General features: G+C 72.1%; 23 protein-coding genes. 11 read left to right on the forward strand and 12 right to left on the reverse strand.

The genetic code is table 11. The features are described 5' to 3' along the window. The 5 genes from ABZ267_RS01160 (at position 1) to ABZ267_RS01180 (ending at position 6,682) form a co-directional block, all read left to right on the forward strand. Positions 1-1,239, forward strand: a complete 1,239-nt coding sequence (locus ABZ267_RS01160) for an FAD-dependent monooxygenase (RefSeq protein ID WP_356747147.1) — start codon at positions 1-3, stop codon at positions 1,237-1,239. After that, a complete protein-coding gene (locus ABZ267_RS01165; RefSeq protein ID WP_356747145.1) occupies positions 1,236-2,114 on the forward strand; it encodes an SDR family oxidoreductase in 879 nt (292 codons plus the stop codon). Before ABZ267_RS01160 ends, ABZ267_RS01165 begins: the two co-directional genes overlap by 4 nt. Before the next feature lie 89 nt (positions 2,115-2,203). Beyond that, positions 2,204-3,940 carry a phenylacetic acid degradation protein PaaN gene (paaN, locus tag ABZ267_RS01170; RefSeq protein ID WP_356747143.1) on the forward strand — a complete coding sequence of 579 codons (1,737 nt, stop codon included), beginning with the start codon at positions 2,204-2,206 and terminating at the stop codon, positions 3,938-3,940. Positions 3,941-3,999: 59 nt separating this feature from the next. Continuing rightward, a complete protein-coding gene (locus ABZ267_RS01175) occupies positions 4,000-5,172 on the forward strand; it encodes a LuxR C-terminal-related transcriptional regulator (RefSeq protein WP_356747141.1) in 1,173 nt (390 codons plus the stop codon). 52 nt (positions 5,173-5,224) lie between these two features. Continuing rightward, positions 5,225-6,682, forward strand: a complete 1,458-nt coding sequence (locus ABZ267_RS01180) for an FAD-binding oxidoreductase (RefSeq protein ID WP_356747139.1) — start codon at positions 5,225-5,227, stop codon at positions 6,680-6,682. 27 nt (positions 6,683-6,709) lie between these two features. Here the strand turns inward: ABZ267_RS01180 and ABZ267_RS01185 are convergent, their stop codons facing one another. Then, positions 6,710-7,813: a hypothetical protein gene (locus tag ABZ267_RS01185; RefSeq protein WP_356747138.1), complete on the reverse strand. Its 1,104-nt coding sequence runs from the start codon at positions 7,811-7,813 to the stop codon at positions 6,710-6,712. A gap of 66 nt (positions 7,814-7,879) precedes the next feature. Between ABZ267_RS01185 and ABZ267_RS01190 the strand changes: the two genes are divergently transcribed. Next, positions 7,880-9,025 carry a cystathionine gamma-synthase gene (locus ABZ267_RS01190; RefSeq protein ID WP_356747136.1) on the forward strand — a complete coding sequence of 382 codons (1,146 nt, stop codon included), beginning with the start codon at positions 7,880-7,882 and terminating at the stop codon, positions 9,023-9,025. A 54-nt stretch (positions 9,026-9,079) separates the two neighbouring features. Here the strand turns inward: ABZ267_RS01190 and ABZ267_RS01195 are convergent, their stop codons facing one another. From ABZ267_RS01195 to ABZ267_RS01235, 9 genes are all read right to left on the reverse strand, one after another. Further along, a complete protein-coding gene (locus tag ABZ267_RS01195; protein ID WP_356747134.1) occupies positions 9,080-9,334 on the reverse strand; it encodes a hypothetical protein in 255 nt (84 codons plus the stop codon). Then, positions 9,331-9,801, reverse strand: a complete 471-nt coding sequence (locus tag ABZ267_RS01200; protein WP_356747132.1) for an RNA polymerase — start codon at positions 9,799-9,801, stop codon at positions 9,331-9,333. Before ABZ267_RS01200 ends, ABZ267_RS01195 begins: the two co-directional genes overlap by 4 nt. Before the next feature lie 33 nt (positions 9,802-9,834). Next, the gene (locus tag ABZ267_RS01205) at positions 9,835-11,469 is read right to left on the reverse strand and encodes a fused response regulator/phosphatase (RefSeq protein WP_356747130.1); all 1,635 of its coding nucleotides are present in this window, start codon (positions 11,467-11,469) and stop codon (positions 9,835-9,837) included. Beyond that, positions 11,466-12,881 (reverse strand): ATP-binding protein, encoded by a 1,416-nt coding sequence (locus ABZ267_RS01210; protein ID WP_356747128.1) that lies wholly within the window; start codon positions 12,879-12,881, stop codon positions 11,466-11,468. Before ABZ267_RS01210 ends, ABZ267_RS01205 begins: the two co-directional genes overlap by 4 nt. After that, a complete protein-coding gene (locus ABZ267_RS01215) occupies positions 12,878-13,972 on the reverse strand; it encodes an ATP-binding SpoIIE family protein phosphatase (RefSeq protein ID WP_356747126.1) in 1,095 nt (364 codons plus the stop codon). Before ABZ267_RS01215 ends, ABZ267_RS01210 begins: the two co-directional genes overlap by 4 nt. Next, on the reverse strand, positions 13,960-14,382 hold the full coding sequence (locus ABZ267_RS01220) for an anti-sigma regulatory factor (RefSeq protein ID WP_356747124.1): 423 nt from the start codon (positions 14,380-14,382) through the stop codon (positions 13,960-13,962). Before ABZ267_RS01220 ends, ABZ267_RS01215 begins: the two co-directional genes overlap by 13 nt. Beyond that, the gene (locus ABZ267_RS01225; RefSeq protein WP_356747122.1) at positions 14,379-14,753 is read right to left on the reverse strand and encodes an STAS domain-containing protein; all 375 of its coding nucleotides are present in this window, start codon (positions 14,751-14,753) and stop codon (positions 14,379-14,381) included. The genes ABZ267_RS01220 and ABZ267_RS01225 overlap by 4 nt, the downstream gene beginning before the upstream one ends. Continuing rightward, on the reverse strand, positions 14,750-15,601 hold the full coding sequence (locus tag ABZ267_RS01230) for an STAS domain-containing protein (protein WP_356747120.1): 852 nt from the start codon (positions 15,599-15,601) through the stop codon (positions 14,750-14,752). Before ABZ267_RS01230 ends, ABZ267_RS01225 begins: the two co-directional genes overlap by 4 nt. Positions 15,602-15,726: 125 nt before the next feature. Continuing rightward, positions 15,727-16,257 carry a MarR family transcriptional regulator gene (locus ABZ267_RS01235; RefSeq protein WP_356747118.1) on the reverse strand — a complete coding sequence of 177 codons (531 nt, stop codon included), beginning with the start codon at positions 16,255-16,257 and terminating at the stop codon, positions 15,727-15,729. A 157-nt stretch (positions 16,258-16,414) separates the two neighbouring features. Between ABZ267_RS01235 and ilvA the strand changes: the two genes are divergently transcribed. The 3 genes from ilvA to ABZ267_RS01250 all read left to right on the forward strand — a co-directional run bounded on the left by ilvA (position 16,415) and on the right by ABZ267_RS01250 (position 19,637). Further along, positions 16,415-17,644, forward strand: coding sequence for a threonine ammonia-lyase (gene ilvA / locus ABZ267_RS01240; protein ID WP_356747116.1), 1,230 nt, complete (start codon positions 16,415-16,417; stop codon positions 17,642-17,644). Between the two features lie 158 nt (positions 17,645-17,802). Further along, positions 17,803-18,777: an ATP-binding cassette domain-containing protein gene (locus ABZ267_RS01245; RefSeq protein WP_356747115.1), complete on the forward strand. Its 975-nt coding sequence runs from the start codon at positions 17,803-17,805 to the stop codon at positions 18,775-18,777. Further along, positions 18,774-19,637, forward strand: a complete 864-nt coding sequence (locus ABZ267_RS01250) for an ABC transporter permease (protein WP_356747113.1) — start codon at positions 18,774-18,776, stop codon at positions 19,635-19,637. The genes ABZ267_RS01245 and ABZ267_RS01250 overlap by 4 nt, the downstream gene beginning before the upstream one ends. A gap of 94 nt (positions 19,638-19,731) precedes the next feature. Here the strand turns inward: ABZ267_RS01250 and greA are convergent, their stop codons facing one another. Next, on the reverse strand, positions 19,732-20,229 hold the full coding sequence (gene greA, locus ABZ267_RS01255) for a transcription elongation factor GreA (protein ID WP_356747111.1): 498 nt from the start codon (positions 20,227-20,229) through the stop codon (positions 19,732-19,734). A 201-nt stretch (positions 20,230-20,430) separates the two neighbouring features. Continuing rightward, a complete protein-coding gene (locus tag ABZ267_RS01260; RefSeq protein WP_356747109.1) occupies positions 20,431-20,847 on the reverse strand; it encodes a DUF4307 domain-containing protein in 417 nt (138 codons plus the stop codon). Positions 20,848-20,979: 132 nt separating this feature from the next. Here ABZ267_RS01260 and mca point away from each other — a divergent pair, with 132 nt between their 5' ends. Together mca and ABZ267_RS01270 are read left to right on the forward strand one after the other, a co-directional pair. Then, positions 20,980-21,861, forward strand: a complete 882-nt coding sequence (gene mca, locus ABZ267_RS01265; RefSeq protein ID WP_356747107.1) for a mycothiol conjugate amidase Mca — start codon at positions 20,980-20,982, stop codon at positions 21,859-21,861. Between the two features lies 1 nt (position 21,862). Beyond that, positions 21,863-22,099 (forward strand): hypothetical protein, encoded by a 237-nt coding sequence (locus ABZ267_RS01270; RefSeq protein WP_356747105.1) that lies wholly within the window; start codon positions 21,863-21,865, stop codon positions 22,097-22,099. The last annotated feature ends 14 nt before the right edge of the window (positions 22,100-22,113 follow it).

Genomic DNA, 22,113 nt, shown 5'->3' on the forward strand with positions numbered 1-22,113 from the left:
ATGACAACACTGCGAACCGACCATCGGACAGCGGGCGGATCCGGCCGGGGCCCGCGGCGCAAGGCCCTCGTCATCGGCGCGGGGATCGGCGGGCTCACCGCGGCCGTCGCGCTGCGCGCGGCGGGCCTCGACGTCGAGGTCTACGAGCGCGCGGGCGAACTGCGGGCCGCCGGATCAGGGCTCTCCGTGATGAGCAACGCCATCGCCGCCCTGGACTCGCTCGGCCTCGGCATCGACCTGGCCAAGCGCGGCAGCGTGCTGGAGTCGTACCACGTCCGCACCGCCAGGGGCCGCCTCATCCGCGAGTTCCCGTTCCCGGAGATCATCGGCAGGCTGGGCACACCCAGTGTGCTGATCACCCGCTCCGACCTCCAGCAGGCCCTGCTCGACGCCGCGTCGGGCATCCCGATCACCCTCGGTGCTCAGGCCGTCGCATTCGAGAGCGAGGCCGGCGGAGGCGTACGGGTCCGCTTCGCGGACGGCACCGAAGCGCGCGGGGACGTCCTCATCGGCGCCGACGGCTTCAACTCGGTGGTCCGCCGCCAGTTGACCGGCCCCGAGGAGTCCATGGACAGCGGGTACATCTGCTGGCTGGCCGTCGTCCCCTTCTCCCACCCCCACTTCGCACCCGGGTCCGTCACCCACTACTGGGGCAGCGGCAGCCGTTTCGGCCTCGTCGACATGGGAGGCGGGCGCCTGTACTGGTGGGGCACCAAGAACATGCCCACCGAGGAGTCCCACGGCTGGAAGGGCCGCAAGGCCGACGTGCAGCGGGCCTACGCGGGCTGGGCCGACGTCGTCCAGGAAGCCGTCCGGGTCACCCCCGAGGAGGACATCCTCGCCGTGCCCTCCCGGGACCGGGTCTTCCTGGAGCGCTGGGGCGAGGGCCCCGTCACGCTCCTCGGCGACGCCGCGCACCCGATGCTCACCAGCCTGGGCCAGGGCTCGTGCATGGCCATCGAGGACGCCGTCGTGCTCGGCCGCAGGCTGGCCGGTGCCACCGATCTGCCGGCGGCGCTGCGCCGCTACGAGGACGACCGCCGTGAGCGCACCCGCGCCCTGGTCGCCGCCTCCCGCGCCATCAGCACCTTCGAACAGTCCGAGAACCCCGTCCGCCGGCCGGTCCGGGACGCCTACTTCAAGTTCCTGCCCAAGCGACGGCTGGTCCGCACCCTGGAGAGCGCCCTCACCTACCCCGCCGTCACGCCCGGCCGGCCCGAACCGAAGGAGCGGCCATGACCTACCGATCGGCGAAGTTCCTCCCGCCCGGGGACAAGCACGTTCTGGTGACGGGCGCTTCCTCGGGCCTCGGCCACACCTGCGCACTGCAGCTGGCCCGGGTCGGCTTCCAGGTCTTCGCCGGCGTCCGCAGGACGCGCGACGGCGAAGAGCTGGCGGCCCTGTCCCCCTCCGGGCGCATCCGGCCCGTCCACATCGACGTCACCGACGAGGAGTCGGTGGCCGCCGCCGTCAAGGAGGTCGCCGCGGAGACCGGCGGATCCGGGCTCTGGGGCCTCGTCAACAACGCGGGCATCGCGGTGTCCGCGCCGCTGGAGTGCGTCACCCCGCAGCGGATGCGGCAGCAGCTCGACACCAACGTCATCGGTCAACTGGCCGTCACCCAGGGATTCCTGCCGCAGCTACGGAGCTCCGGTGGCCGCATCGTCAACGTGACCTCCGGCCTGGGCAGCGTCGCGCTGCCCTTCCTCGGGGCCTACGCGGCGGCCCAGTTCGCCAAGGAGGCGATGTCGGACGTGCTGCGGCGGGAACTGCGCGGGGCCGGTGTCGGTGTCTGCGTCGTCCAGCCGGGGGCGATCATGACGCCGATCTGGGGCAAGCTCACGGCCGGCGCCCGGAGCGACTTCGACGACCTGCCCCGGGCGGTCAGCGAGCCCTACCGCACCGCGTTCGGACACTTCCTCGACGCGAACGAGCAGCAGACCGCGACCGGCACCAGCGCCGAGGACTTCGCCCGCACGGTCTACCGGGCGCTGACGTCCGCCGAACCCCGCACCCGCTACCAGGTGGGCAAGGACGCCCGTTCCTTCCACGTCCTCAAGCGGGTGCTGTCGGACCGGGCGCTGGACCGGCGTTTCCGGGTCCGTACCGACTGACCGCTCCGACGCCGGGCCGGCGGGACCACCGCGTCCCGCCGGCCCGGCGTACCGACGTCCCGACCGTTTTGGCCCCTGGAGGCAACCGCATGACCACCGCCCGGTCCGAGAGAGCAGCCGCCGAAGCGGCACAGGACCTGCTGACGCGTCACCGAGCACCACTCGAACGTGCCGTCACGGCGATCCGCACCAGGGAGTACTGGTCCCCGTACCCGGACGAGGCCGCCGCCTACGGAGAGCTCGCCCGGACGGCGGGCGACGAAGCCTTCCGCCGGTTACTGGGCCAGGAGTTCGCCTCGGACCAGCCGGGCCGGGACGGTTCGGTCGGGCCCGGCCCCGACGACGGCGGCGAGTCCTCCCCGTACGGATTCGGGCTGGGCATCACCTACGCGCACGCCGACCCCGACGTCCTGCTGCCGGCCATGGAGGCCGCGATGGCGGGATGGCGGGAAGCGGGTCCGTGGGGACGCGCCGCGGTGTGCGCCGAGATCCTCGAACGGATCAACGCGCGCTCCTTCGAACTCGCCTACGCGGCCGTGCACACCAGCGGCCACAACTTCCTGATGGCCTTTCACGCCGGAGCCGTGCACGCCCAGGACCGAGGGCTGGAAGCGGTCGCCTACGCACTGTCCGAGCAGACCCGGATGCCCACCGAGGTGACCTGGAGCAAACCCATGCCGGACGGCCGGGTGTTCTCCCTGGCCAAGACCTTCACCGTGGTGCCGCGCGGGGTGAGCTTGGTGGTCGCCAACCGGGTCTTTCCCACCTGGAACGGCTACCCAGGCTTCTTCGCCTCGCTGGCCACCGGCAACGCCGTGCTCGTCAAGCCGCACCCGGGAGCCGTCCTACCGCTCGCGCTGACCGTCCGTATCGCCCGCCAGGTGCTGCGGGAGTCCGGCTTCGACCCGAATCTCGTCGCGCTGGCCCCCGAACGTCCGGGCGAACGGCTGGCCGCGACCCTGGCGCTCCGTCCCGAGGTGCGCATCGTCGACTACGCCGGGACATCGGAGTTCGGCGAGTGGCTGGAGGCCAACGCCCGGCAGGCCCGGGTCTTCACCGCCAAGTCGGCGGTCAACTCCCTCCTCGTCGAGTCCACCGCCGACTACCGCGGCATGCTGCACAACCTCGCCTTCTCGCTGGCCCTGTACAGCGGCCAGCTGTGCACCAGCCCGCAGAACCTGCTCGTACCCCGTGGCGGGATCGCGACGGACGAAGGCCACCGGACGTACGCCGAGGTGGTGCGGGACCTCGCGGCAACCGTCACCGCTCTGCTCACCGAGGACGCGTCCGCGATCGCCGTGCTCGGAGCGCTGGTGGGGCCCGACGTCCTGGAGGACGTCGAGCACGCGGCCTCCGGCGCCATCGGGCCGGTGGCTCTGGCGCCGCGTGCCGTGGCGCACCCCGACCACCCGCGAGCGACCCTGCGCACTCCGGTCCTGGTCGCGCTGGACGCCTCGCGGGAGGAGGACCACAAGACGTTCGGGCGGGAGTGGTTCGGGCCGGTCGGCTTCGTGGTGGCCGTGGACTCGGCCGCGCACGGGGCCGAGGTGCTGGGCGCCGTGACCCGGCGGGCCGGTGCGCTGACCGTCGGCGTCCACACCACGTCTCTGGAGGTGGAGGCCCTGGTCGCCGAGGTGTGCGAACGCGCCGGAGTGATGCTCTCGGTGAATCTGATGGGCGACTGGTTCATCACTCAGTCCGCCGTCTACTCCGACCTGCACGGCACCGGCCTCAACCCCTCCGGCAACTCCGTCTACTGCGACGGCGCCTACGTGGCCGAACGCTTCCGCACCGTAGGAGTGCGCCGCTACGGCGACGCCCGCTGACCGACCGCACGGCCCCGCCACCACCCACCGGCCCCGACGAGGAGAGAGACCCCGCTCCCGTGTCCAGCACACCGCCCGCTCTGCCCCAGCGCGGAAGGGAACCCGAGACCCGTCGCGTGGACGAAGCGCTCGACTGCGCCTGCACGGGCGGCAACGCCCTGATGTACGTGGTCGGCCCCCGGGGAATGGGCAAGACCAGGATGCTCCAGGAGGCGGCGGAGACCGCGCGCAGGCGGGGATTCCGCCTGGTGCGTGGGGAGACGCGGGCAGCCGCGCCCGGTGACTCCGTGCCCACGCTCGTCGTTGTCGACGAACCCTTCCGCACCGGCGCCTGGCCGGACCGGGAAGCCCTCGGCCCCCGGCCGTCCAGCCACACGGTGTGGATGACGGCCTCCCCGGCGGGCACACCGCCGCGCCGGGCCGACGGCATCGACGTGCCGCCGTTCCTCTGCACGACGCGCCTGGTGCTGGGCCCACTGTCCGCGGACGCCGTCCGCGACCTGGCGTCCGACCTCCTCGGTGCGCGGCTCGACGGACCGCTACTGCGGCTGCTGGAACAGGTCGGCGGACATCCCGGACTGCTCATCGAGCTCATCCGCGGGCTCCAGGAGGAGGGCAGCGTACGGACTGTGTCCGGGGTGGCCGAACTGGTCACCTCCCGCGTTTCGGAACAGGCCTGTTTCTACGTCCGGGACACCCTCGCCGGCTCCTCCGGCCTCTGCCGTCAGCTGCTGTGCCTCATGGCCCTGCTGGACGACGGATGCGGTTTCGAGACGCTGAGCCGGCTCCTGGGCATCTCCACCGTCGCCCTCATCCCGGTCCTGGAGGAGGCGTACGCGACCGGCCTGCTCCACGACCAGGGCGGTGCGCCCGCCTTCGTCAGCCTGCTCGCGCGCTGTCTGGTCGCGGAAACGGTTCCTCAGGCGGTGCGGACCGCGCTGCGCCGCGAGCGGGCCGCCCTGGGCGGGCCGACGGCACATCCGCCGCCCCGCGACGAGCCGGCGGGCCCCGAGCTCGACGAGCGGCAGCGCCTGCTGCTGCGGCTGGTGGCCGAGGGGCTGACCAACCAGGAGATGGCCGGACGCCTCCGGCTCTCCCACCACACGGTCAACTACCACCTCCGCAAACTGTTCCGGACGTTCGGTGTGGGCTCCAGGATCGACCTGCTCAACGCCGCCGTACGGGCAGGAGTCCCGGTCGCTCCGGCCCCGCTGGACCCGGACCCGCGATGAGCGCACCCCGCCCGATCCCGTAACCCGCATCCCTGACCGACGGAGAGACGCTGTGACCGATCTGGTTCTGCCCCGCACCTGGCCGCACCACGACGCCCCCGCCCCCGAACACCGCTCCGGATGGCTGCACGACGCCCTGGCGCGTGAACCGGACGACGGCCGTTCACCGGCGCTGGAGGACGAACTTGGCTGCGACGTCTGCATCGTCGGCGGCGGCTTCACCGGCCTGTGGACGGCGCTGGAGATCGTCCGCAGAGCGCCCGGCACCGACGTGGTGCTGATCGAGGCGGACCTCTGCGGCAGCGGTGCCAGTGGCGCCAACGCCGGCTTCCTGATGCCGATGTGGGCACGGTTCAGCAGCCTCGTCGCCATCAGCGGCCTGGAGGAGGCCCGCTGGATCGCGGAGGCCTCGGCCCGGGCGGTCGACGAGATCATCGACTTCGCCGACGAGCACGCCATCGACATCGGACACCGGCGCGGGCCGTGGCTGCTCGCGGCGTCGTCCCCGGCGCAGCGCGGCTCCTGGCGGCAGACCCTGGAAGACCTGCACCGCGCCGGCGTCGAGCCCTTGCACCAGGTCTCCGCGGCCGAGGCGCGCGAAGCCGTCGGAGTCGAGAACCACTACGGCGGGCTGATCGACCCGGGCTGCGCCACGCTGCAGCCCGCAGGGCTCGCCCGCGGACTGCGCCGGGCCGCCCTGGACGCCGGCGTGCGCATCCACGAGCGCACCCCTCTGCTGGCCCTGCGCCCGGGCCCGCGGACCCGGGCGGTCACTCCGTACGGGAGCGTCCTCGCCGACAAGGTGGTGCTGGCCATCAACGCCTGGGCGTCCTCCTTGGAGGACCTGGGCAGCAAGATGGTGACCGTGGCCAGCGACACCCTGCTGACCGCCCCGCTCCCGGCCGAGCTGGACGCGCTCGGCTGGGACGACGGCACCTCGGTCTGCGACGCCCGGCGGCGACTGAACTACTACCGCAGGACCCCGGACGGCCGGCTGCTGTTCGGCAAGGGAGGCGCCGGGATGAATTACGGGAACTCCTCGGCGAGCACCCAGTGGGGACCGCCCCGGCGGATGGGAGAGCTGCGCCGACACCTGGCCAGGCTCTTCCCCTCCCTCGCCGACGCGCCCGTGGCCTCGTCCTGGACCGCCCCGGTCGAGTACTCCGTCACCTCACTGCCCTTCGCGGGCTGGCTCCGCTCCGTACCGAACGCGTGCTACGCGACCGGCTACTCCGGCGACGGGGTCGGGCCCTCGCGGCTCATGGCCCGGGTCCTCGCCTCGTTCGCCCTCGGCGTCACCGACGAGTGGAGCCGCTCAGCGCTGGCCCGCACTCCGGGCGGCTGGATACCGCCGGACCCGCTGCGGTCCGCCGGAGCGGGCGTCCTGCTGCCCGCGCTCCGTGCCGTCGAGGACCACGAGGACCGGGGCGGCCGGACTCCCGCGCTGCTCAAGCGGCTCGTCTCGACCGACCCCTCCGCCTTCCGCACCGGCCGGAGCGGCAGGCGCTGATCCGGGCCGCCGGCCGGCGGCCCTGCCTCAGTGCGGCAGCGTCGCCGGAGAGCCGCCGTTCGCCTCGTAGCCGGCCACCGCCAGCGCCCGGTAGACGGCGTACTGCGCGGCCGGGTCCGCGTCCGCCGTCCACGGCAGCGCGCCGACGTGGCCGTCGATGAGGACCAGCTGGTGCATCGCCTCCGACCAGCGCTCCATGTGGACCAGGAACAGCACCAGCAGATGGCGTACGTGGGCGAGCATCGGGTCGTCGGGACGGGCCGCGTGGACGGCGTACATCGCGCCCTCCACCGCCTTCACCACCACCTGGCCGCGGTAGAAGCCCTGCACCAGGTTGACCTCCGGCAGGTGCTCGTACACCGCGAACAGCGGCAGCGCGGCCAGCAGCGAACCCTGCGGTGCGCGGGCGGCGGCGGCCGTGGCGAAGGCGTCGGCGTCCTTGCGGGAGCCGTGCCACTTCTCGCAGTGGAAGTGCAGCGCCGCGATGTGCGCGCCCATGTGCGCCGGCGCCCGGTCGATGATCTTCGCCCAGAGCTGGTCGAACTGCTCGGGCGTGTAGTTCAGACCGCGGGCCACCGCCAGCTCCACGATGTACGGCACGGGGTCGCCGGGTGCGAGCAGCGCCGCCTCGCCGCAGACCGTACGGGCCTCCTCCAGGATGATCCGGAAGTCGTCGCTCCCGGCCGACGAGGAGCGCCACGCCTGCTGCACCAGGAACTCCGCGTGCACCACGGCTCCGCCCGCGTCCTTCGGCGCCTGAGCCCGCCAGGCCCGCAGCCACGAGCCGCCCCTGCCCGGCTGCCGCGCCAGCTCCAGCGAGGCCGCGCCGGCGAAGGCCTGCACCCGCTGCCAGCGGACCTCGCCGTCCTTCGGCGTACCGGCCAGCAGCTGTGAGGCGGCCCGCCACTCCTGGGTGGCCTGGACGACATCGAGGACGTCCAGGAGGTCCTGGTCCGGGCCCGGCATCCGGACGTCCAGCTCCTCCTGGCGTGCGAAGCCGTACGTGTCGGGGTCGGCGGCGTCCGGCGAGCCCGGCGCGACCTGGCGGATACCGCCCCGCCGGCGCATCGCCCACGGGCCGACGATCGCGGCGAACATGCACATCGCGAGCAGGAACAACAGAATCTCCATGGACCCATTGTCCCCGGAGCGCCGAGTGGCCGGTGAGGGACCTCTTGACGAACTACGCTCGGAGCCATGAGCGACCAGCACAGCTTCGAGACTCTCGCCATCCACGCGGGGAACACCGCCGACCCTCTCACCGGCGCCGTGGTTCCGCCCATCTACCAGGTGTCCACGTACAAGCAGGACGGCGTGGGCGGACTGCGCGGCGGCTACGAGTACAGCCGCAGCGGCAACCCGACCCGCACCGCCCTGGAGGAGAACCTGGCGGCCCTGGAAGGCGGCCGCCGCGGTCTCGCCTTCGCCTCCGGCCTCGCCGCCGAGGACACCCTCCTCCGTACGATGCTGACCCCGGGCGACCACGTGGTCATCCCGAACGACGCCTACGGCGGCACCTTCCGGCTCTTCGCCAAGGTCGCCGCGCGCTGGGGCGTGGAGTTCTCGGTGGCCGACACCTCGGACGTGGCGGCGGTCCGGGCCGCGATCACGCCGCGTACCAAGGCGGTCTGGGTCGAGACGCCCTCCAACCCGCTGCTCAACATCACCGACATCGCGGCCGTCGCCCAGGTCGCGCACGACGCCGGTGCCCGCCTCGTCGTCGACAACACCTTCGCCTCGCCCTACCTCCAGCAGCCGCTCGCGCTCGGCGCGGACGTCGTCGTGCACTCCACCACCAAGTACATGGGCGGCCACTCCGACGTCGTCGGCGGCGCGCTCGTCGTCGGCGACCAGGAGCTCGCCGACGAGCTGGCCTTCCACCAGAACGCCATGGGCGCGGTCTCCGGCCCGTTCGACGCCTGGCTGGTGCTGCGCGGCACCAAGACCCTCGCCGTCCGCATGGACCGCCACTCCGAGAACGCCACCAAGATCGCCGACCTGCTGACCCGCCACCCCAAGGTCTCCCAGGTCTACTACCCGGGCCTGCCCGAGCACGCCGGCCACGACATCGCCGCCAAGCAGATGAAGGACTTCGGCGGCATGGTCTCCTTCCGCGTCGCGGGCGGCGAGGCGGAGGCGCTCAAGGTCTGCGAACGCGCCGAGCTCTTCACGCTCGGTGAGTCCCTCGGCGGCGTCGAGTCGCTGATCGAGCACCCCGGCCGGATGACGCACGCCTCCGTCGCGGGCTCCCTCCTGGAGGTCCCCGCCGACCTGGTCCGCCTCTCCGTCGGCATCGAGAACGGCGACGACCTGGTCGCCGACCTCACCCAGGCCCTGGGCTGACCGGCGAGCGGAACACCGGGGGCCCGTCCGGCGCAGGGCGGGCCCCCGGCACCTTCACCACTCCTCCAGCGGCGGCGTCACCTCCGCCGGGTCCGGCAGCCACGGCTGCTCCACCCAGGCCCACACCAGGAACGCGGCGAACACCGCCGCCGCCAGCCACCAGGCCGTACGCCGCACCGCGCGCCGCACCCGCAGCAGCCGGGCGCCGCGCCACGCGGACCGGGCGGCCAACGCGGCCGGCACCGCCGGATGCGGGCCCTCCAGCATCCGCCGGACCTCCTCCGCCTTGCGGTCCCGGCCGCCGATCATCGCGCCACCCCGAAGGCGCCACGCGCGCCTGAGCGCATCACCGCGACCGAGCGGTCGCAGACGGCCCGTATCCGGTCCGCCGGAAGGCCCAGCAGCGCCGCCGCCTGGTCCTCGCCGACCTCCTCGTACACGCGCAGCACCAGCACCAGCCGCTCCAGCGGCGCGAGCCGGTCCAGCACACCGCCGAGCGGCCGCCGGTGGCGCCAGGCCTGCCGCGCGAAGCGGACCGCCAGCTCCTGGCGGGTGCGGTCGTACGGGTCCTCGCCGCGCATCCGGTCCCACTCCGCGTACGTACGTGCCAGCGCCGCGCAGAGCAGCCGTTCCGCCCGTACGTGGTCACCCGCCGGTGCGGTCGGCTCGCCGGTGAGCAGCGTCGCCGTGTGCAGCAGCCGGCCGCCCGCGCCCGCCACGAAGGCCTCGAACTCCTGGGCGCGGAGCCGGTCCCGGTGGGTCTGCCGCTCTCGCATGCAGCACATCCGAGCCCTGCCACCCGGCTGCGGTCAAGAGGGCCGACGTGACGGGTCCGGGGCGTCGTCCAGCTGGAGCGCGAGCAGCGCGATGTCGTCGTCCTTGCCCTCGCCGAACGAGCCGAGGAGGCTGTCGCAGAGGGCCTCCAGCTCCTGAGGACCCTCCAGCGTCGCGGAGCGGAACGCCGCCAGGCTGTCGTCGAGGTCCTGGGTGCGCACCTCCACCAGGCCGTCGGTGATCAGCAGGACGCGGGTGCCCGGCGCCACCGGGTGGACGCGGGCCGGCGGGTGCGGCAGCCGGAGGCCCAGCAGCGGGCCGTGCTCGTGGAGGTAGGCGGCGGTGTCGGGGCCGAGCAGGAGGGGCGGGATGTGTCCGGCGTTGGCGACGTGGATCCGGCCGGCGTCCGGGTCGACCAGGACGAGGCAGAGCGTCACGGTGAGGCCGGGCCGGGTGTGGGCGAGGAGGGCGTCGAGGCGCTCCAGCACATGGTGCGGCGGGTGGCCCTCCAAGGCGTAGGCGCGCAGCGCGTGGCGGATCTCGCCCATGACCGTCGCGGCGACCAGCGAGTGGCCGGCCACGTCACCGATGGCCAGGAGCAGCCCGTCCGGCGTCTCCAGGGCCTCGTAGAAGTCGCCGCCGATCTCCGCGTGGTCGGAGGCCGGGAGGTAGCGCACGGCGAGCGAGACGCCCGGCACGGACGGCAGCCGGTCCGGCAGGAAGGTCCGCTGGAGCGCGAGCGCGAGGGCGTGCTCCTCGTTGAAGGTGCGCAGCGCCTCCAGGGCCAGCGCGCAGGCGCTGACGAGCTGCTGGAGGAGCTCGCGCTCGTCGGTGGTGCGGGCCGCGTCGGCGGGTACGGCGACGCAGACGGGCGGCCGGTTGCGCTTGGTCCGGGCCACCACCAGCACGACGTCCCCGTCGATCGGGTCGAGCGGCAGCAGCGCCTTCCACTGGCTGTGCGCCATCACCCGCACCTCGGCCCCGGTGTCGCCGCCGAGGGTGTACGAGGCCAGCCGGTCCAGCAGTTCGGAGCGGGCGGGCGAGGAGCGCGGGGCCGCGCCCGGTCCCGCGGCGTGGCTGTGCACCGGCTGGCCCTGGGGGCTCAGGAAGATCGCGGTGGCGGGGCTGGACATGAGGGCGGACGCGCCACCGGTCGCCGCGGCGGCGAACGAGTGGAAGCCGACGGCCCGGTAGACGTCGAGGGTCGCCCGGTTGAGGGCGGCCAGCCGCAGCGTGAGGCGCTCGGCCCGGCGCCGCGCCCGTACGTACCGCAGGGCGGCCGTGACGGTGGCGAGGAACTCCTCCGGGTCGACGGGCTGGTCGAGATAGGCGTCCGCGCCCCGGCTCAGCCCCTCGGTGTGGTCTTCCGCGCTCATGGCGATGGCGGAGACGTGGATGACCGGCAGTGAGGCGGTGCCCGGGTCGGCCTTGATCCGCTCGCAGACCTCGAAACCGGTCATGTCGGGGAGCTGGACGTCGATGACCGCGGCCTCGGGCATGGGGGTGTCGTGCGCGTGGATCAGGGCCAGGCCCTGGGTTCCGTCGGCGGCGTCGATCACGGTGTGCCCGGCCCGGCGGAGCCAGCTGGTCAGTACGTAGCGGTTGGTCTCGTCGTCGTCGATCACCAGGATGGTCCCGGGCGCGCTGTCGCGTCGTGCTGTCTCGGTCACGCGTCGGTCTCCGGTGCGGGCGGTGCGGGCGGGGGAGCGGGCCGGTGGGGGAGCCGGACCTCGACGCGGGTGCCCACGCCGGGGGTGCTGGACAGCCGCAGGGTGCCGCCGAGGAGCTCGGTGAGGGCGCGGGCGTAGGGGAGTCCGAGGCCGGTGCCCCGGTGGACCCGCTGGAGCGGTCCGCGTACCTGGTAGAACTCCTCGAAGACCCGGGCCAGTTCGGACTCGGGGATGCCTACGCCGGTGTCCGTCACGGTGAAGGTCATCCACTGCCCGGAGGCTCCCGGGTCCACCGCGAACTCCAGCCGGACCTCGCCCTTCTCGGTGAACTTCAGGGCGTTCGACAGCAGGTTGCGCAGGATGCGGGTGAGCAGGGCCTCGTCGGTCACCGTGACCGGCAGTGTGGAGGGTTCGGGTGTCAGCAGGACGACCTCGCCCGGCATCCCGGTGGAGCGCAGCACGGCCGCGAGCTGGCCCACCAGTGCCCGCAGGTCCACCGGCGCGGCGGCGATCTCCAGTTGGCCCGCCTCCGCCTTGGCCATGTCCAGCAGATCGTTGACCAGCGCGAACAGGGTCTGACCCGAGGCGTCGATGAGGAAGACCTGGCGGCGCTGCTCCTCGGTGAGCGGCGCGGCACCGGCCGCCAGCAGCAGCCGGGAGAGCGCCACCACCGCGTTCACGGGGGTGCGCAGCTCATGGCTGATGTTGGTCCAGAAGCGCGTCTTGGCCTCGCTGGTCTCCCGCAGCCGGTTCGACTTCTCCTCCAGCTCGGCGTGGAGGGCCACGACCCCGCTGTTGGTCTCCTCCAGTTCCTGGGACAGCTCGGTGTAGAGCGCCAGGACACCCCGGTTCGTCTCCTCCAGCTCGTCGTTGAGCCGGCGCAGCTCCTCGCGCTGGGCCCGGGTCTCCTCCAGGGTGGCGATCAGGTCGCGGGTCTGCGCCCGCAGGTCGTCGGCGAGCGTCATGGGCGCGTGGCGGCGCAGCGCCTCCCGCACCTTCAGCCGGGCCGCCGGGGTGTCGGCCCAGCCGGCGGGCAGCGGGTGCTCGGCGACGATCCGCTCCCGGGCGCCGCCGCTCCCGTGCGCGCCGCCGGTCTCGTGGCGGACCCGGCTCAGGAGGCGGGCCGCCGGTTCGAGATCGGGACCCGCCTTCGTACCGCCGTCCCATTCGAAGACGACGGACAGGACCGGTTCCGGGGCCGCGGACAGGGAGAAGGCCACCGTGAGGCCGTCGCTGCCGAGCCGGTCGCGGCCCAGTTCGCTGAGCGCGGTGGCGATCCGCACCTGGTCCTGGCGGTCCATGCCCAGCGCCTCGGCCGCGCTCTGGCCGATGCGGCGCAGGATGAAGACGTCCTGCGCCGTGGCGAGATCGAACGCGGAGAGGTAGGCGGATCGCGCGGCCGACACCGTCACCAGGCCCCCTTGACGACCACGATCCCGGCGTCGTCACGGCGCACGCCGGCCTCGCGCAGCAGCTGGCCCGCCATCACGGCCGGCGTGTGCCGGAGCAGCCCGGGCACGTCGTCCGCCTTCCAGCGCTCGGTCAGCCCGTCGGAGTGCATGACCAGCGCGCCGCCCGGCCTCAGCGGCAGCTCGAACGTCCGCAGACTCCGCATCTGCTGCCCGACGATGCCCGGCGCCGAGAGCAGCCCGTTACGGGATTCGGGGCCCAGCAGGACGCCGCTCACATTGCCGATGCCGCAGTACAGGAGGCGCTGCGCGCCGGGCTCGATCCTGGCCACCGCGACAGCGCCGCCCCGGGTGCCGCGCAGCGCCGTGTGGATGTCGCGCAGCAGGCCCTCGGGATGGCGTGCCGTGCTCCGCCGGAACGCCTTGACCGCGGCCTCACCGGCGAGTGCCGCCATCGGGCCGTGTCCCAGCCCGTCGCAGAGCATGACCAGGATCGCCGGCTCCGGTGAGGAGCCGGACGCGGCGGCGCCGGAGCGCGGATCGTGGTCGGTGCCGGGGTCCACCCGTACCGCCCAGGCGTCACCGCAGCTCGTCTCGCCGCTGATCGGCCGGGTCAGACCCGAGGCCACGGAGGGCTCCCGGCCGGCCGGCTCCGCCACGGCCGCACGATCCCAGAACTGGGCCGCGATCACCGTGCCCCGTCCCGGCACCGAGTGGATGTCGAAGACGTCGGCGAGCCGGGCGACCGCCCCGAGCCCGATGCCGAGCGTCCCCGCGGTGGACGTGCCGTCCGCGAGGGCGGCCTCCACATCGGCCATACCGGGGCCGGTGTCCACGGTGACGAACTCGACGCCGGCCCGGTCCGGGGTCCGCAGGACCCGCAGCAGCAACGCCCCGTCGGTCGCGTGCCGCTGGAGGTTGGTCGCGGCCTCGGTGACGGCCAGCGCCACCTCCGAGGCCCGGTACCCCTCCAGGCCGATGCGGCGCGCCAGCGTCGCCGCCGCTCCACGGGCCGCCGACGGCATCTCGGGATCGGCCCGGAACCAGGCGATGTCCTCGCAGTCGAGGACTCTGAGGGAGGTCATCGGGCCCACTTCACGATCGACACCGTGGTGCCCCGGCCCGCCTCGGTGTCCAGCTCGAACTCGTCCACCAGCCGGCGCGCGCCGCTGAGCCCGAGGCCCAGTCCGCCGCCCGAGGTCCAGCCGTCGGTCAGGGCGAGCTCGATGTCGGGGATGCCGGGTCCGGAGTCCTCGAAGACCGCCGCGACACCGCGCCGCCCGTCCCGCTCCACCAGACCGGCCCGCATCTGCCCGCCGCCGCCGTACACCAGGGTGTTGCGGGCGAGTTCGCTGGCGGCGGTGATGAACTTCGTCTGGTCGACCAGCGACAGCTTGCACTGCTGCGCGTACGTGCGGACCTGCTGGCGTGCCCGTACGACGTCGTCGTTCTGGGCGATGCCCTGCTCCTGGGGCTCCTGTCCCGCCGCCCAGGGGATGTTCATCGCCCGTCCGCGCCGGCGGCGGACCGGCGCAGCAGCGCGAGACCCTTCTCCAGGTCGAGTGCGGTACGGACCCCGCCCAGCGAGAGCCCAAGTTCCACCAGGGTGATGGCCACGGCGGGCCGCATGCCCACCACCACGGTCTCGGCGTCGAGAAGCCGGGATATGGAGGCGATCGTGGCCAGCATGCGCCCGACGAACGAGTCGACGATCTCCACCGCGGTGATGTCGATGACGACGCCGCGGGCCGCGCGCGCGACGATCTGCTCCGCCAGGTCCTCCTGGAGGTTCAGCACCGTCTGGTCCTCCAGGTCCACCTGGATGGAGACGAGGAGGACGTCACCGATCCGCAGGACCGGAACCCGCTCGGTCATCGTCCGCCGCCCTGGTGCGCCACGATGTCGATGCCCGACTTCTTCAGCGCGAGCTGGAGGGCGTCCGCGAGGGTCGCCTTGGTGGTGATGTCACCGAACTCGATGCCCAGCGCCACGATGGTCTGCGCGATCTGCGGGCGGATGCCGGAGACCGTGCACTCCGCGCCCATCAGCCGGGCCGCCACGATCGTCTTGAGCAGGTGCTGGGCGACCTGGGTGTCGACGGCGGGGACGCCCGTGATGTCGATGATGGCCTGTTCGGAGCCGGTGTCCACCAGCGCCTGGAGGAGCTTCTCCATGACGACCTGGGTGCGGGCCGAGTCCAGGGTGCCCACGAGCGGCACGGCGATGACGCCGTCCCAGAGCTTCACCACGGGCGTCGACAGCTCCATGAGCTGGGCGGCCTGCGAGCTGATGATCTCCTCGCGGGTGCGGGTGTACGTCTCGATGGTGAACAGAGCCAGATCGTCGAGGAGCCGGCTCAGCCGCAGATACCGGTCGATGTCCTCGGCCGATCCGTCCCGCAGCGCCGGTTCGAACGCCTTCTTGAGCGCGAGCACGCTGATCGCCGTCTCGCTGGGCGTGAAGCCCTGCCGGGCACGGTTGCGCGACAGCTCGGTCAGCAGCGCCCGGGTCTCGGAGAGGTTCTCACCGCGGGCGTCCTCGCCGCCCGCGGTGAGCGCCTCCACGAGCGCCGCGTACAGCTCACGCAGCTCCCGGTCGACCTCGGCCTTGCTGATGCGGCCCTTGAGCGATCCGACGACGCCGTCGATCCACTGGTCCACGACTCTCTCGCGGTCGGCGGACAACAGTCCCGCCAGATCGCTCTTGCTGTCCTGCTTGGCCATCGTCCCGCGCCCCTTAAAGGTAAAAAGTATCCATCTGGAAACTCTTTGCGAAGCGTACGGCAAGGCCCCTGCCGCCCGGCGGGACAGGGGCGCCTAAGAGGGCGTACGAGGGGCGTATGGAAGGGTCAGTCGCTCTGCGGCGGCTGGTGCGCGGCCTGCCGGGCGGCAAGCGAACCGTTGAACCGGGTGAGCAGCGCGCAGAAGGTGTCCCGCTCCTCCCGCGTCCAGCCGTCCGTCACCTGGGACATCAGCTCACGCCGTGAGGCGCGGACCTCCTCCAGGCGGGCCTGGCCGCGCGGTGAGAGCTGGAGGACGACGGCCCGGCCGTCCTCCGGGTGCGACGTGCGCTTGACCAGGCCGGTGTCGACGAGCGGCGCGACCTGCCGGGTCACGGTCGAGGAGTCGATTCCCATCCCGGCCGCCAGCGCCTTGACGCCCATCGGGCCTTCCTTGTCCAGGCGGTTGAGCAGCAGGTAGGCAGCCCGGTCCATCGAGTTGCGGACCTGGCCGACACCGCCGAGGCGGGTCTGCTCGGCACGCCGGGCGAAGACCGCCACCTGGTGCTGGAGGGAGTCCAGCAGGCGGTCGGGACCCGGGTGTTCGGGGGCGGCGCCCCCGGAAGGAGACGCAGCAGTCGTCATGTCCTGAGGGGGCATGGCTGGAAGCTCTCTTCGTGCGGTGTCGGATGGGTGGGGGACAGAGTACGCGGCCCCGGGGCAACGCGTACCAGTGCCGCACAAACCTGCGGACACCACCGCAGGCCGCCATGAGACAAGTCTGCCGCGACCGCCCGGAGCTGCAAGACTTGCGGACATGATGTTCCGCGCGACCTCCCGGCACCCGGCCCTGATCCTCGACGACGTCCGGGGCGCGCGGAAAATGCTGTCCGGGGTGGCCCGCGTGACCGCCTTGGAGGGCAGCCGGCACCTGAGCGAGCTGGTCGGAGCACCGGTCCACCTCAAGTGCGAGAACCTCCAGCGCACCGGCTCCTTCAAACTGCGCGGCGCGTACGTCCGTATCTCCGGCCTCACGCCGGTGGAGCGGGCCGCCGGGGTCGTCGCCGCCAGCGCCGGGAACCACGCGCAGGGCGTCGCGCTCGCCTCCTCGCTCCTCGGCGTACGCTCCACCGTCTTCATGCCCGTCGGCGCACCGCTCCCGAAGGTCGCCGCGACCCAGAGTTACGGCGCCGAGGTGCGGCTGCACGGCCAGGTCGTCGACGAGACGCTCACCGCCGCGCAGCGGTACGCGGAGGAGACCGGCGCGGTCTTCATCCACCCCTTCGACCACCCGGACATCATCGCGGGCCAGGGCACGGTCGGGCTGGAGATCCTGGAGCAGTGCCCGGAGGTCCGCACCATCGTCGTCGGCATCGGCGGCGGAGGCCTCGCGGCCGGGATCGCCGTCGCGGTGAAGGCGCTGCGGCCGGACATCCGGATCGTCGGCGTCCAGGCCGAGGGCGCCGCCGCCTATCCGCCTTCGCTCGCCGCCGGCCACCCGGTCTCGCTCGACGACCCGGTCACCATGGCCGACGGCATCAAGGTCGGCCGGCCCGGCGACGTCCCGTTCACGTTCATCGAGGAGCTGGTCGACGAGGTCCGTACGGTCACCGAGGACGAGCTCTCCAGTGCGCTGCTGCTCTGCCTGGAGCGGGCCAAGCTGGTGGTGGAGCCGGCCGGTGCGAGCCCGGTGGCCGCGCTGCTCAGCGACCCGGAGGCGTTCCGCGGGCCGGTGGTGGCGGTGCTGTCCGGCGGCAACGTGGACCCGCTGCTGATGCAGCGCGTCCTGCGCCACGGCATGTCCGCCGCCGGCCGCTACCTCAGCCTGCGGCTGCGGCTCACCGACCGGCCCGGCGCGCTGGCCACCCTGCTGGCCACGCTGACCGTCGCCGACGCCAATGTGCTCGATATCGGCCATGTGCGCACCGACCCGCGCCTCGGCCTGACCGAGGTGGAGGTCGACCTCCACCTGGAGACCAAGGGCCCTCGCCACTGCGAAGAAGTCGAGGCGGCGCTGCGCGCGGAGGGATACCGGGTCATCGGCTGACCGTCCGGTTCCTGCCGGATGGCCGAAACACGTTATTCGCCGCGCGGTGAGGCCCGGCGAATCCTAGGATCACCCACGGAACGACGTACCGGGAACGCGCGTACCGGAAACACGCGTACCGAGCACGTACCGCGAGCGAGCGACGGGGGAGTCCCTCTATGCCAGGTGCCATCCATGCCGAAGGTCTGGTCAAGACCTTCGGTGACGTACGAGCCCTGGACGGAGTAGACCTCGACGTGCCCGAGGGCACCGTCCTCGGGCTGCTCGGACCCAACGGCGCGGGCAAGACGACCGCCGTCCGGGTCCTCACCACCCTCCTGCGGCCCGACAGCGGATCCGCGTTCGTGGCCGGGATCGACGTACTGAAGAAGCCCAACGAGGTACGCCGCTCGATCGGGCTCTCCGGACAGTTCGCCGCGGTCGACGAGTATCTGACCGGCCGGGAGAACCTCCAGATGGTCGGGCAGCTCTACCAGATGAGCGCCCGCGACGCGAAGGCCCGGGCCGGCGTCCTGCTGGAGCGGTTCAACCTCGCCGACGCCGCCGACCGTACGGCCAAGACGTACTCCGGCGGGATGCGCCGCCGCCTCGACCTCGCGGCCGCGCTGGTCGTCTCGCCGCCCGTGATGTTCATGGACGAGCCGACGACCGGGCTCGACCCGCGCAACCGGCAGCAGCTGTGGGACGTCATCGAGGACCTGGTGGCCGGCGGTACGACGCTGCTGCTGACCACGCAGTACCTGGAGGAGGCCGACCGCCTCGCCAACGACATCTGCGTCATCGACCACGGCAAGGTCATCGCCCGCGGCACCTCCGACGAACTCAAGGCCCGGACCGGCGGCGAGCGCGTCGAGGTCGTCGTCCACCGCCCGGAAGAGATCGAGCCCGCCCGTTCGGTGCTCGCCTCGCTCGGCAAGGGCGAGGTCGCCGTCGTACGGATCTCCCGCAAGCTGACCGTCCCGGTGAGCGGCGGGGCCAAGCTGCTCGCCGAGATCATCCGCGAGCTGGACGGCAGCGGAGTGGAGATCGACGACATCGCGCTGCGCCGCCCGACCCTGGACGACGTCTTCCTCTCGCTCACCGGCCACGCGGCCGAGGCGGAAGGCAACGAGGAGAAGGAGGAGACCCCGTGAGCACCACCACCAAGGACGCTCCCGTTCTGACCCCACGGCCCTCCGGTGGCATGGTCCAGTCGGCCAAGGACTCGCTCGTCGTCGCCAAGCGGAACCTGATCCGGATGGCCCGGATCCCGGAGATGCTGATCTTCGGACTGATCCAGCCGATCATGTTCGTGGTGCTGTTCACCTACGTCTTCGGCGGCTCGATCAGCATCGGCGGCTCCACCGACCCGCAGCTGTACAAGGAATTCCTGATGGCGGGCATCTTCGCCCAGACCGTCACCTTCGCCACGGCGGGCGCCGGCGCCGGCATCGCCGACGACATGCACAAGGGGCTCATCGACCGCTTCCGGTCGCTGCCCATGGCCCGGGGCGCGGTCCTCACCGGACGGACGCTCGCCGACCTCGTACAGACCACGCTCACGCTGGTCGTGCTCGCGGCCGTCGCGCTGCTCGTCGGCTGGCGGGCCCACGAGAACATCGGCAAGGTACTCTGCGGCTTCCTGCTGCTGCTCCTGCTCGGCTACGCGTTCTCCTGGATCGGCGCGCTGATCGGCCTCTCCGTACGCACACCAGAGGCGGCCACCTCCGGCGGGTTGATCTGGCTCTTCCCGCTGACGTTCATCTCGAACGCCTTCGTGCCGGTCACCAACATGCCGACGTTCCTCCAGCACGTCGCCGAGTGGAACCCTTTCAGCGCCACGGTGGCGGGCGCCCGTGAGCTCTTCGGCAACACCATGCCGGGCGTGCCGAAGTCGGTCACCGGCGCCTGGCCGATGGAGCACCCGGTCCTCGCCTCGGTCCTCTGGTCGATCCTGATCATCGTGGTCTTCCGGACGCTCGCGGTCCGCAAGTACCGCTCGGCGACCGCCTGAGCCGCCGAGGACCGACCGACGGCACACGGGAGCCCCGGCCTTCTCGATGAAGGCCGGGGCTCCCGTGTGCCGTTCCGTCGTGGTGGGCCGGACGTCAGCCCGTGTACGGCTTCGCCGCCAGGATCTTCACCGTGGCGGTCCTGCCGTTCGGCAGCTCGTACTCCGCGTCGTCGCCGGTCCGCTTGCCGTTCACGCCGATACCGAGCGGGGACTGCGGGGAGTACGTCTCGATGTCGCCGCTGGCGTACTCGCGGGAGGCGAGCAGGAACGTGGTCGTGTCGTCCTCGTCGCCGTCGAAGGCGATCGTCACGACCATGCCGGGCTCGACCACGCCGTCGTCGGCCGGCGCCTCGCCGACCTTCGCGTGCTCCAGGAGCTGGGTGAGCTGGCGCACGCGCAGCTCCATCTTGCCCTGCTCCTCCTTGGCCGCGTGGTACCCGCCGTTCTCCCGGAGGTCACCCTCCTCACGGGCCGCCGCGATCTTGACGGCGATCTCCGTGCGCGCGGGACCAGACAGGTACTCCAGCTCGGCCTTGAGCTGGTTGTACGCCTCCTGCGTGAGCCAGGTGACGTTTTCGCTGGTCTGGGTCACAGGTGCTCCTCGTCGGTGCTGGGAATACAAAGCATCGCCCTACCCGGAAGCATGTGCTTCTTCGGGTGGGCGAAACCACGAGCCTAACAATTCCCCAGGAAAAGGGGGAGAAGGTAAACCGTCACACGTCCGGGTGGGCCGCTTCGGTGCGTCAAGAGCGCAGGTCGGAGTGGGTGCGGAGGCGAGGGACGCGGGAAGAAGTCAGCCGGTGGGAGAGTCGCCGGCCGTGCAGCCCGTGAGCTCGACGGCGGTGGCCCGGGCCCGGGTCCGCATCACCACCAGCTCGTCGATCCGGCTCGCGCCCGGAGCGAAGCGGGTCTCCTTGCGGCCGACCTCGCTGCCGTCCTTGCTCAGCGCCCGTACCGTGCAGTAGCCGTCGGTCTCGCTGCCCTTGCGCACTTCGAGGTGGGCCTCGGTCCGCGTGTCGGAGACGATGTCGAACTTGATCAGCTCCGCGCTGATGCCCTGGCCGGTCACATATCCGTAGCCGATCCAGCCGACCACGCCGAGCAGCGCGACGCCGAGCACCGAACCGATGATCTTCAGCTTGCGGTCCGTGCGCTGATCATCGCTCCTGCCGTACCGCCCCTGAGGCGTGGCTTCGCGAACCGCCGTCATGATCTTTCCCTCCGGTCCGGGCAACGAGGAATTTTCCACCTTCCCGTTCGGTCACTATAGAAGTCGCCCGTTCGTCACCCGACCGCGCCCCGACACCGACACAGCAGGATCTACGACACCGAGGATCGAGCTTTGACTGAGCAGCTGCGACTGATGGCCGTTCACGCCCACCCCGACGACGAGTCGAGCAAGGGCGCGGCCACCATGGCCAAGTACGTGTCCGAGGGGGTGGACGTGCTGGTCGTGACCTGCACGGGAGGCGAGCGCGGCTCCATCCTCAACCCGAAGCTCCAGGGTGACGCGTACATCGAGAAGAACATCCACGAGGTGCGCAAGAAGGAGATGGACGAGGCCCGGGAGATCCTGGGCGTCCGGCAGGAGTGGCTCGGCTTCGTCGACTCCGGCCTTCCCGAGGGCGACCCGCTGCCGCCGCTGCCGGAGGGCTGCTTCGCGCTGGAGGACCCCACGGTCGCGGCCGGACGGCTGGTGGCGAAGATCCGCGCGTTCCGGCCGCAGGTCATCACCACGTACGACGAGAACGGCGGCTATCCGCACCCCGACCACATCATGACGCACACGATCTCGATGATCGCGTTCGACGGCGCCGCCGACGCGGAGGCCTTCCCGGAGGACGAGTTCGGGCCGGTCTGGGAGCCGCAGAAGCTCTACTACAACCAGGGCTTCAACCGGCCGCGCACGGTCGCGCTGCACGAGGCGCTGCTCGCGCGCGGCCTGGAGTCGCCGTACGGGGAGTGGCTGGAGCGGTGGAAGGAGTTCGAGCGGGTCGAGCGCACGCTGACCACGCACGTTCCCTGCGACGAGTTCTTCGAGATCCGCGACAAGGCGCTGATCGCGCACGCCACGCAGATCGATCCGGAGGGCGGCTGGTTCCGCGTTCCGATGGAGGTCCAGCGGGAGGTCTGGCCGACCGAGGAGTACGAGCTGGCGAAGTCTCTGGTCGATACCTCCCTCCCCGAGAGCGACCTCTTCGCGGGCATCCGCGACAATGCCTGATATGTACGCGACCCAGGCACTGACGCACGTCGTCCCGCTCGCCGCCGAGCTCGACAAGAACAAGGTCACCCCCGGTGTCCTCGGCTTCCTCGTCTTCGCGGCCCTCGCCGTCGGCGTGTGGCAGCTGATGAAGTCGATGAACCGGCACATGGGGCGGGTGAACTTCGAGGAGGCCCCGGACCCGGCCGCCTCCGAGGCCGCCGAGAGCGGGGCTCCTCGGAGTTCTGCCGAGAAGTAGGCCCGGGGCCTCCG

It is taken from the genome of Streptomyces sp. NPDC006174, from assembly GCF_040614075.1.
Taxonomy (GTDB): Bacteria; Actinomycetota; Actinomycetes; order Streptomycetales; family Streptomycetaceae; genus Streptomyces.